Source organism: Symplocastrum torsivum (assembly GCF_059505465.1).
Genome location: NZ_JCACKQ010000054.1, coordinates 42,007 through 48,187, shown reverse-complemented (window position 1 = coordinate 48,187; position 6,181 = coordinate 42,007). Strand labels below are relative to the sequence as shown.

The 6,181-nt window shown below is 45.5% G+C and carries 7 protein-coding genes; 6 read left to right on the top strand and 1 reads right to left on the bottom strand.

All coding sequences use genetic code 11. The annotated features are described in order from the left end of the window. The first annotated feature begins 162 nt into the window (after positions 1-162). The 5 genes from AC5JL3_RS17720 to AC5JL3_RS17700 all read left to right on the top strand — a co-directional run bounded on the left by AC5JL3_RS17720 (position 163) and on the right by AC5JL3_RS17700 (position 4,584). Positions 163-1,164, top strand: a complete 1,002-nt coding sequence (locus AC5JL3_RS17720) for a transposase (RefSeq protein ID WP_496075740.1) — start codon at positions 163-165, stop codon at positions 1,162-1,164. 317 nt (positions 1,165-1,481) lie between these two features. Beyond that, positions 1,482-2,756: a tetratricopeptide repeat protein gene (locus AC5JL3_RS17715; RefSeq protein ID WP_496075739.1), complete on the top strand. Its 1,275-nt coding sequence runs from the start codon at positions 1,482-1,484 to the stop codon at positions 2,754-2,756. Between the two features lie 373 nt (positions 2,757-3,129). Beyond that, positions 3,130-3,492 carry a response regulator gene (locus AC5JL3_RS17710; protein ID WP_496075738.1) on the top strand — a complete coding sequence of 121 codons (363 nt, stop codon included), beginning with the start codon at positions 3,130-3,132 and terminating at the stop codon, positions 3,490-3,492. 112 nt (positions 3,493-3,604) lie between these two features. Next, positions 3,605-4,294 (top strand): AzlC family ABC transporter permease, encoded by a 690-nt coding sequence (locus AC5JL3_RS17705; protein WP_496075737.1) that lies wholly within the window; start codon positions 3,605-3,607, stop codon positions 4,292-4,294. Further along, a complete protein-coding gene (locus tag AC5JL3_RS17700) occupies positions 4,291-4,584 on the top strand; it encodes an AzlD domain-containing protein (RefSeq protein WP_496075736.1) in 294 nt (97 codons plus the stop codon). Before AC5JL3_RS17705 ends, AC5JL3_RS17700 begins: the two co-directional genes overlap by 4 nt. A gap of 4 nt (positions 4,585-4,588) precedes the next feature. On the opposite strand, the gene AC5JL3_RS17695 is transcribed toward AC5JL3_RS17700, so the two are convergent. Next, positions 4,589-5,179, bottom strand: a complete 591-nt coding sequence (locus AC5JL3_RS17695; protein WP_496075735.1) for a chromophore lyase CpcT/CpeT — start codon at positions 5,177-5,179, stop codon at positions 4,589-4,591. A gap of 88 nt (positions 5,180-5,267) precedes the next feature. On the opposite strand from AC5JL3_RS17695, the gene AC5JL3_RS17690 reads away from it, so the two are divergent. Beyond that, positions 5,268-6,176, top strand: coding sequence for an ADP-ribosylglycohydrolase family protein (locus AC5JL3_RS17690; RefSeq protein ID WP_496075734.1), 909 nt, complete (start codon positions 5,268-5,270; stop codon positions 6,174-6,176). Positions 6,177-6,181: the final 5 nt, after the last annotated feature.

The window sequence follows — 6,181 nt, the reverse complement described above, 5'->3', positions numbered from 1 at the left end:
GCCTTTTCTCAGATCCTCTTGACAACTGCCAGAAAGCCTTAACTTGTCACCAATGCTCTCCTTGTAGGATACTGATGGCGAATCAGGGGTCTGACCCCCTTCTAGGGGTAAGAGCAATGAGCAAGAAGATACAAAAAGTTGAATAGTTCGTTGTCTGGTGATATGACACTGCATCCAAAAAATTATTGGGAAGTACCAGAAGAAACAGCACGAGTAGCGCGTGCGTCATTCCGAAAAGGGAATGTGTACATGAAAATGTACGAAGAATTAGGAACGTTATACCTAGACAGCGACTTTAAGGAGTTATTTCCAGCCCGGTGTGGACAATCAGCCATCTCACCAGCCAAGCTAGCGCTAATAACAGTAATGCAATTTGCGGAGGGTTTAACAGACCGACAAGCCGCCGATGCCATCAGAGGTCGAATAGATTGGAAATACGCACTTGGTCTGAAGTTAACTGATGCAGGATTTGATGCAAGTGTACTAAGTGAATTCCGAGAAAGATTATGCAAGCATGAGTTATCGAACAAGTTGCTGGATTTGATGATATCGCACTTAAAGGAACATAATCTAATTAAGGCTCGTGGAAAGCAACGCACAGACTCAACGCAGGTGGTAGCAGCGATACGTCAAGTGAATCGTGTAGAGTTAGTAGGAGAAACTCTACGGGCAGCACTCAACGAGCTAGCTACAGAAGCGCCGGAATGGCTAAAAGGAATTATTAACGAGGATTGGTTTGACCGTTACAGTTCGCGATTTGATGATTACCGCTTACCAAAAAAGAAAACAGAACGCGAACAAATGGCATTGTTGATTGGTAGAGATGGGCACTATTTGATGGAAAAATTATGGTGTGGAGGTAAGGAGACATCAAATTTACGCCAACTAGCAAGCCTTGAAATATTGAGACGTGTGTGGATTCAACAGTATGTATTTATCAACAGTAGGTTGATTTGGCGAAAGCGTGAGGGAACTGGATTTCCGCCCAATTCAATTTGTATGGAATCGCCCTATGATATTGAGGCACGTAACGGAACTAAAAGAGATACGAATTGGACAGGATACAACGTGCATTTAACAGAGGCATGTGATGACAAAACACCCAATTTTATTACAAATGTTGAAACAACGCCTTTGCATCACCTCAAAGCGATGTGTTCCTAAAATCACTTTTGTCAAATTGGGGGTCTAACCCCCAATTCGCCAGCAGTATCCTACAAGGAGAGGGGTTGAGGGCATTGGTGTCAACTTAAGATAGGCTTGGCGGTTGAAACCGCATCTACACAAACAAAACCTGCCTACGCAGGTTTCAAAAAACTTGATTTTTCGTTAGTCCGCGACGGCGGACTTCGTTTTTATAGCCGCGACTTCCAGTCGCTAGGGCTTAAGTTGACACCAATGGGTTGAGGGAGAGGTCACAATAGGAAGCAAGCGGACACTATCCTTAAGTAATCGGCGGTAGGAGATTCAAGGGATGCGGTATGACATTAGACTCAAGCGAATGGGACGAAGATCTACCTGCTGACCCAGAAGAAGAATATCAAACCTTTGTTCGCACGCTTGAGCGGACAGAGGGCTTTCGCTTGTTGTTTGTCCGGTGTACCCCAGCGGAAGGGGAGTATTTGATTGCGCGAGTTAAGGATGATCTTCCTAAGAAAACTATTGAATTCTTGCGACTGGATAAGCCGATTGAGAATTTATACGAGATTGTTGAGCGCCTACCGAACCGAGAGCAAATCAACATTCTGTTTGTCCAAGGGCTAGAACATTCGTTTTATGAATACGAGCAAGTTAAGTTTGGTGATACTAATGAGCGAGACTTCTACAGTTGGAAAGGTGTACCCCGAATCTTAAATCACTTAAACCAACAGCGAGAACGGTTTCGAGATGATTTTGAGATTTGCTTTGTTTTTCTGTTGCGGTCATTTTCTCTAAAGTATTTCATCCACCGCGCTCCCGACTTCTTCGACTGGCGTTCGAGTGTCTTTGAATTTCCAACTAAACCAGAACTTTTAGAGCAAGAATCTTCTCGTATCCTCCTAGAAGGAGATTATGAGAAATACTGTTCTCTAACTCCCGAAGAACGGATTCAAAAAGTTTTAGAGATTCAAGAACTACTAGAAGAAAACCATCAGCCCCCTAGTGCTAAAGCTAGTTTGCTGCTTGAACTGGGAAATCTGCTGGTTGCTGCAAAAGAATACGAAGCCGCCAGCACCGCTTACGACCAAGCCTTAAAAATCAAACCTGACAAACACGAATCCTGGTACAACCGGGGCATTGCGCCGAGGAATTTAGGACGAATCGAAGAAGCAATAGAGAGTTATGACCAAGCCTTAAAAATCAAACCTGACTTACACGAAGCCTGGTACAACCGGGGCTATGCGCTGGGGAATTTAGGACGAATCGAAGAAGCAATAGAGAGTTATGACCAAGCCTTAAAAATCAAACCTGACTTACACGAAGCCTGGTACAACCGGGGCTATGCGCTGGGGAATTTAGGACGAATCGAAGAAGCAATAGAGAGTTATGACCAAGCCTTAAAAATCAAACCTGACTTACACGAAGCCTGGTACAACAAAGCTTGCTGTTATGCTTTGCAAGGCAATATTGAGCAGGCAATTGAGAACTTGCAACAGGCAATTAATCTAAATCCTGATAAGTATCGAGACATGGTACACACTGATTCAGATTTTGACAAGATTCGAGAAGATGAGCGATTTCAAACTTTGATTCGAGAAGCGGTATCAGGTGATTAGTTGGCTTGTGTCGTGGGAAAACTCGCCCTCACTCTCAGCAGTATTTTTGCAGAAGCGATCGCACTTGCAGCAACAACTTAGATAAAAAGCGATCGCGTCTTAACCTTCCCTGTATAAAAAGAAACCTCAGCGCTAAAAGCAGTGAGGTTCATTGGTGTTTGAGATGTTTGATGATGTCTAGCCACTACATAAGATTTTCTTTGCTCAAGGTTAGGCAATGCTTATGCTTGGTTTAAGTTTCTCCATGGAGAGGTGGTTTTAGAATGCGATCGCATAATCTTCATACTTCTTCATGTATTTCTTCACATACCTTTTACTGAAAATCCCTCTCTCGTGGGAAATATTTAAGAGGTGAGTGTAACAGGAGATATTTATGGGTACAGCTCTAGTCGTCGAAGATGATCATACACAACGGCTAATAATCTCTAAGATCCTTCAGAAAATGGGGCTAAATGTGATTTTTGCTGGTGATGGCATCGAAGCACTAGAACTAGTTCAGACTCACAACCCAGTACTTGTTGTCCTAGACATCGTTATGCCCAGGATGAATGGTTATGAAGTCTGCCGTCAGCTCAAAGCTGAGGCAACAACTTACAAGCCTGCTGTGCTGATGTATTCCAACAAAACAGAAGAATGTGATTTTTATTGGGGCAGCAAGCAAGGTGCCGATGCTTATATTTCCAAGCTTTGCCGCCCTCAAGAATTAGTAGACACCATTAAGCAACTTATTCCATAAGAGGCAGCACTTTAGCTTGAGTCCAACACCTGGATAAAAGGCAATAATGTTCAAGACTGACTGGGTGACTCCTCCCTAAACTGAGAACGAAAGAGAGTTTTCAGTACCACTAATGAGAGAGTTTAAAAGGGGCATCAGTCGTGGCTTGGGGGTTGCTGTTGGCTATTTGCCAATCGCTATGAGTTTTGGGGCAGTATCGGTTCAGTCAGGACTTTCTGATGGAGCGGCAGTGAGTATGTCACTGTGGGTATATTCCGGTGCGGCTCAATTTGCAGCGATTGAAGGAGTTAGGCAAAATCTCTCTTGGCTGAGTATTGTGCTAACCATGTTGCTGATGGGGTTGCGGCATATCCCGATGAGTTTGGCTACCAAGGGGATTTTTGGCAAATTCAGTCGGGTACAGCAGTTGGTATTGTTCCATGGACTCACAGATGAGGCATTTGCCTTGGACTTGTCGGACGAACCGCATGGACAAAGCCAATCGAATGCATCATTTTCCTACTACGCTGGCATCCATCTATTTTGCTGGGCATCTTGGGTTATTGGCACTTGGTTAGGCTGTCAGGTGGGTTCTCAGTTACCGGAACGATGGCTGCATTTTGCCCTACCCAGTCTATTTTTATGTTTGCTCAGTGACGGGATGAGTCGTCGCTGGAGTGGAGACACATTAGTTGTGCTAGGAGTAGGGACTGCTTTAGTGCTGGTAACTCAGCAATTAGGCTCAGTTGGCATTCTCCTATCGATTATCGGTGTGTCCCTGCTTGCCTCGCTTTTACCAGGGATGAATGAGGAGGCATCATGAACATTTGGTTAATTGTCGTGCTGACAGGATTAGGCAATTACTTAATGCGGAGTGTTGGGGTTTGGGTTTCCCTAGAATCACTCCAAGCACGTTGGCTAAATCATGTCCCATTTGCTGTGATTTTAGTGATGACCATTAGCAGCATTAACAGCTTAAGTGGAACATCACAGGAGACATTGGCGGCACTAGTCGCCAGTGTCGTTGTGATCGCTGCCAACCTCAAAAAGCTGCCACTGGTCTTGTGTATTGCGACCGGTTGTATTGTTTTTGGGATGCTGATAGGCAGCTAATTCGTTAAACCTTCACTTCATCCGCAAAACTTGCCCAACGGACAAAGTGAAATGGGCCACCTACTGAACCCCAGATATGCTCGTCCGTTTCTGGGTCACGTCCTCGGTCAAGACTGATAAATTTGTCTTGGTCAATCTCAAAGCTACTGTCGAGGTAGGTTGTCTGACCTTTACGAACGACAATACAAGCTTTACCGGGTTCTACATAACCTTTGAAGCTATGCCCTGTCCATTCCACAACCATATTACATCCAGGAAGTTTCTCCAGTTGGTCAACTTTCAAGGCTTGCAGCCGTTCGAGGTTACGGGAAGCACCATAGAAGGGTTTTTCATCCTTGACTGTATAGTTTTCAATCTCAATATGTGAACCCGCGTTAATTAACTTCAACACCCGTAGCCTATAGGGGTCATTCAGCATATAGTCATAGGCTTGTTCAACAAAAAAACTCGTGCCATCGAGGAATGACTGAGGCAGAGGGCGCATACAGACACGGATATGAGCAAATATCGGTGGATTCTCAAATGCTTGCTCTTGGTTGCTAAAGTCAGCCGCCATCCAGCGGGCTAAGGTGGCGATATCAGTAGAATGAGTCATTAACTAATTAAAAATTGTCTCAGATATCCATCAATTGTAAAACTCAAGCTGATCCCAACTGAAGGGAGAATGAGGACGTATTTAAACTATGAATTCTCTGGAACGGATGCAGTTGTCTTTGACTGGGCTTTCAGTCGGAGACGCACTTGGAGAAACTTTTTTTGCGGCTGGTTCAAAGCTTTTTGACCGAATTGAACGGCGTGAGGTTCCCCGAGGAGTGTGGCGCTATACAGACGATACAGAGATGGCACTCTCTATTGTGGAGACGCTTTGGCGCTACGGGCGAATCGATCCGGATGAACTGGCACAAGGGTTTGCCCGACGCTTTACCTCTTGGCGGGGCTACGGTGCAGGGGCGTATCGGCTATTGACTAGTCTTCAATCAGGAGCAAACTGGCGAACTGAAGTTTCGCAGATGTTTGGAGGTACGGGTTCATATGGCAATGGTGCGGCGATGAGGGTGGCACCGCTAGGCGCTTATTTTGCTGACGACTTGGAGGCAGTTCGGGAAAATGCAATTCTCTCAGCGCAACCAACACATACCCATCCGGAAGGAATTGCTGGGGCAGTTGCCGTTGCTGTTGCGGCGGCGTTAGCGTTTCGGGTTGGTGAAGGTGAGTCTATGCAGCCTGTACAATTTCTCCAACAGGTCGTCGAGAATGTGCCTGAAAGTGAAACTCGTAGTGGTATTCAGCAAGTTGTAGAAATCCCCAGCACCGTGCCTGCGATGAAGGTAGCGAGACAACTTGGTGCCGGATACAAGATTTCCGCTCAAGATACCGTACCTTTTGTACTATGGTGTGCCGCACACCATCTGGAAGACTATGAGGAGACTTTTTGGGCAACAGTGAGTGGTTTAGGTGACATGGACACAACTTGTGCGATCGCCTGTGGTATCGTCGCACTATCCGCACGCCAACGAGGAATCCCCACCGCTTGGATTGAAGCACGAGAACCTTTTCCAGATGATTTTCTTGCCGCTTCCTCTCCTCGTTGAAATCA